General features: G+C 48.8%; 4 protein-coding genes and 1 pseudogene. All 5 read right to left on the reverse strand.

Going from position 1 to position 4,529, the window contains the following annotated elements:
• A pseudogene (locus tag FEM54_RS34415) lies at positions 1-336 on the reverse strand (hypothetical protein); the annotation flags it as partial.
• 59 nt (positions 337-395) lie between these two features.
• Entirely contained in the window at positions 396-1,574 is a 1,179-nt protein-coding gene (locus FEM54_RS25430; protein WP_138453534.1) for an acetyl-CoA C-acyltransferase, read from the reverse strand.
• Between the two features lie 19 nt (positions 1,575-1,593).
• Positions 1,594-2,475: an SDR family NAD(P)-dependent oxidoreductase gene (locus tag FEM54_RS25435; RefSeq protein ID WP_138453535.1), complete on the reverse strand. Its 882-nt coding sequence runs from the start codon at positions 2,473-2,475 to the stop codon at positions 1,594-1,596.
• Between the two features lie 5 nt (positions 2,476-2,480).
• The gene (locus FEM54_RS25440) at positions 2,481-4,019 is read right to left on the reverse strand and encodes a class I adenylate-forming enzyme family protein (protein WP_138453536.1); all 1,539 of its coding nucleotides are present in this window, start codon (positions 4,017-4,019) and stop codon (positions 2,481-2,483) included.
• Between the two features lie 112 nt (positions 4,020-4,131).
• Positions 4,132-4,529: type 2 periplasmic-binding domain-containing protein (locus FEM54_RS34140; RefSeq protein ID WP_420875328.1), on the reverse strand; the 398-nt coding region annotated here is incomplete at its 5' end.

A 4,529-nucleotide genomic window follows, 5' to 3' on the forward strand; every position in this document is an offset into this window, starting at 1 on the left:
AGTAACATCAATAAGCGCCGCTATAATATCCCAATGCGCCTTCATCAAAGGATTTATATAAGCACCACCGTGCAAGTAGATAATACGCCCGCCCCTGAAATGTCCGTACTTGGGCGTGAGTGTAAGCACTTTTTGCCCATCAAATTCCCACTCGTCCACTATGCACGCTGAACGTAGCTGCGAGGGCATTTGCGCGGCACTCGGATACTGTCGGTTCGCAACAAGCCTGGACACCGTTACGGCGTCGCAAATGACTTTTGTTTTCCAACCAAAAACAATGCGCGCGAGGTAAAGTAAAAGACTTACTCGTTTACTCTTAGTTTTCCGCTTCAGCATATAAACCCCACACAAGACAACCGGCAGTAGCACCCTATATACACGCGACATTCACCCAATTAAAAAACCTCGAACAAACCGGCCGCCCCCATGCCACCGCCAATACACATTGTAACTACCGCGTATTTAACTCCACGCCGACGCCCTTCGATCAGTGCATGACCGGTCATTCTTGCACCCGACATTCCGTACGGATGGCCAATTGAAATAGCGCCCCCATTCACATTAAGTTTATCTCCCGGGATACCTAGCCTTTCGCGGCAATACAACACTTGTACTGCGAATGCTTCATTAAGCTCCCACAAGCCGATGTCATCCATCTTCAAGCCGTTGAGACTCAATAGCTTTGGTATGGCCAAAACAGGCCCTATTCCCATCTCATCGGGTTCCAACCCAGAGACTGCCATTCCCACATAACGCCCCAACGGCTGTAGGCCTCTGCGCTCAGCCTCAAGTCTCTCCATCAGTACAAGTGCGCTAGCACCGTCCGAGAGCTGGCTTGCATTTCCGGCAGTAACGTTCTTCCCAGGTCCGCTGACAGGGTAGAGCCCCTGGAGACTTTCCAACGTCGTGTTGGGTCGATTGCCTTCGTCTCTCTGAAGAAAGACTTCCTTGTAGGACACGTCGCCCGTTTCAATGTCTCGGTACGCCATCATGGAAGTGAAGGGCACAATCTCGTCGTCAAATAAATTACTTTTCTGAGCTGCCGAAGTCCGCATCTGCGATAGAAGAGCGTATTCATCGCATTCATCTCTGCTAATACCATACCGCCTGGCAACGATATCCGCAGTCTCGACCATCTGCATGTACGCGGTCTTCTTTAACGCAAACAGCTCCATATCCGGTTCTATTCGCAGGTGTTCATTTTGTACCATGGAGATGGATTCGACACCGCCGGCAACTGCTATCGTAACTCCGTCAACAATAATCTGTTTTGCAGCAGTCGCGATCGCCATAAGGCCAGAACCACACTGACGATCAATAGACATTCCGGAAACTTGAACCGGCAAACCTGCCCTGAGGGAAGCAAGACGACCAATATTCAAGCCTGAAACGCCCTGTTGCAATGAACATCCCATAATGACGTCTTCTACTTCCCCGCCCTCAATACCGGCTCTTAATACAGCGTGCTTGATCGCATGCCCTGCCAGGGTCGCAGAGGGTGTTGCGTTGAAAGCGCCCCGATAGGCCTTACCGATTGGAGTTCGAGCAGTCGACACAATGACGGCTTCGCGCATAAAAATTATCCTTTTTTCTTCACACAATTCTTGGGCGGAATGCCGCAATCAGCTCTTGCTGCGACTGCTCTAAACCTGACTCCGGGACGAACTGGTTTTCGCGATCACCGATCTCGGCCCAATTGGCGATTACCCGATCAGCTGCGTCTTCGGAGTGACCTACGTAAACACCCGGTGTCAGTGTTATGTAAGCGCGGGCGACATTGCCTCCACCCGCACATATGATTGTTTTAGTAGGCGCATCATTGCGTACGAGAGAGAGAAGAACGGCGCTAACAGCCTCCGGTTTGAGCACGCGCTTTGCCTGCGGACCTAGAAGTCCATCAGTCATTGATGTCAAAGCGGTAGGAGCGAGACAGTTCACCAGAATATTGTTTTTTACACCCTCCAGGGCCAGAGTCTGCATCAGCCCCACCAGCGCCATTTTCGCAGCACCATAATTAGCTTGACCAAAGTTCCCGTACAGGCCGGAGGACGACGTTGTAAATACGATGCGTCCATAGTTCTGCTTACGCATCACATCCCACACTGCTTTTGTACAAACAACACTTCCCATTAAATGAACTTCAAGCACAGTCTTGAAGTCGTCCAGCGTCATTTTTGCAAACGAACGATCACGCAAAATGCCCGCATTGCAAATTAAAATATCAATGCTGCCCCATCGTTCCACCGTAAGTGAAACCATTTCAGCAATCTTTGCTTCATCAGTGACCGAGCCTAAAAAAGCGATAGCCTCGCCACCCTGCGCGTTAATTTCATCGGCAACTTTTTGCGCCGCAGTGCCCACATCATTTACAACAACCCGAGCGCCCCGATGAGCTAGGAAATGGGCATGAGCTCGGCCCAAACCTGCGCCAGCACCCGTGACGATAGCAACGCGACCTTTCAACTCTGCACTCATTAAAATCAAACCCCTTTGCTTGAAATCACACGCGTTGTATATCGCTCGCGCAACGCCCGTTTGAGTACCTTACCTATCGGACTGATCGGCAGTTCATCGATGACCTCGCCTCCGGACAGACGCTGTGTTTTACCTACTCTCGAGTTAACCCACTCAATAAGACTCAACGAATCAATCACTCTGCTTTTTAGAACAAAAAAAGCAAATGGCGTTTCTCCCCAAACATCACTAGGCACACCAATGACAGCGCAATCCTCGACAGCTGGATGTTGCCGAATTATTGATTCGATATCAGGCGGGTAAATATTAAACCCACCACTTATTATCATGTCCTTGGAGCGCCCATGGAGCGTTAAAAACCCGTCTTCGTCAAATCGACCCAAGTCTCCATGACGAATAAATATATCCCCGTGAGAATCGGTCCATAAAGCAGCTTCAGTAGTGTCCGCGCGACCGTGATAACCTTGCATCATAATATTAGATCGACCAACGACCTCTCCAACCACTCCCTTCGCACACTCTTTTCCGTTCTCATCGATAACACGAATATCGTGTCCAGGTGCTGGCCGTCCGACCGTATGAAGTTTCTCCGGAAACTCGTTAGCAAATAGAAGACAGGCACCGCCGCCCTCGGTCATGCCATAAACTTCCACCAAAACGCCAGGCCAGCGATTGACAACATCTCTTTTCAGCTCAGCCGAAAAGGGCGCGCTCGTGCAGGACTTGAAACGAAAACTGTCGAGATTGAAGTTATCAAAGTCAGTTAAGTTCATGATTCTTTGGTATTGGATGGGCACTAGCATCGTATGGGTTGCAGACGTTCGCTCGGCCTCTATTAGAAACGTCTTTGCGTCAAACTTTTCCATGAGCACTACCGTACCGCCATATGCGAGGGTCGGTAGCAAGCTAACCAGGGTCGTATTTGAATACAAAGGTGTAGCGACCAACGTCACCGCGTCGCAAAACTCCGCAATGGCGTAACCTGCAATTTGGCGCCAGCGCATACCGTGGGTTTGAACGATCCCTTTGGGAACACCCGTGGTACCCGACGAATAAATTATATTGAAAGCCTCACCGGATTTAACGCTTGGCGCTACATAATCCCGATTCTCGGGCCAGGTATTAATCCAATCTTCCAGCAATTCCAACTCAACGACTTGCACACCTTTTATGGAAAGTCTATCTTTCGCAAATGAATCGATAAACACGATAGGTGCAGCACAATCTTCAATCATTGCTTCGATCTGCTCAACGCTGCCTGACGGCGCAATCGGAGCTACAACACAACCCGCGGTCACGACGCCCAAAAAAACCAATAGCGACGAAACATTTGTATTTGAGACTACTGCAATGACGCTTCCGCGGGCTATTTTAGCCTGCTCAAGAGCGGATGCGATTTTCAGTACGCTGTCATGTAATTGCCCATAGTCAATTTCTTCCTGGCCCAAAATGATTGCTTTTTTGGACGGAAATTCACTTGCGTGCAATTCAATCAATTCGGACAACCGAACAAACGCGCGAGAGGAAATATTCAGAGTGGTCATAGTGATTATCCTTTTTATGCAGGACCTACTATCACCTTTAAGACCACGCAGGAAAAGACGCCCTATAGAAACGAAGCGTTTCAAAAATGAAACGATAGAGCACTTTAAACCATCAAGTTTGCTGCTTTAAATAATTGTCGACTACTCGACCAGCGCGTTCTTTTTGGTCGGCGATTACATCTTCAACAAACCCTAGAAACACTTGCAATTTCGGCACCATTGAAACACGATCAGTGTATAGCGCATAGAGCGCTGGGCAGCTTGAGATCCTGTATTCAGGCAAAATATGGACAAAATCACCACTAAGAATGCCCTCTATCATTGACGCTATTGGCAATGGTGCAATAACTTGTCCGTTTTTTACCAACTCCAAAATCTGATGATGATCTGTTGAAGCGAACCGCTTCCATGTTGGTAAAACATACTTCTTATCACCCTGAATGAGCTCAAGCTTAGGCACATAGGCGGGTAACCGCCCAGGATTGGTTGAATCACTGTCTAGATAATAAT

This window comes from Pseudomonas edaphica (genome assembly GCF_005863185.1).
GTDB classification, from domain to species: Bacteria; Pseudomonadota; Gammaproteobacteria; order Pseudomonadales; family Pseudomonadaceae; genus Aquipseudomonas; species Aquipseudomonas edaphica.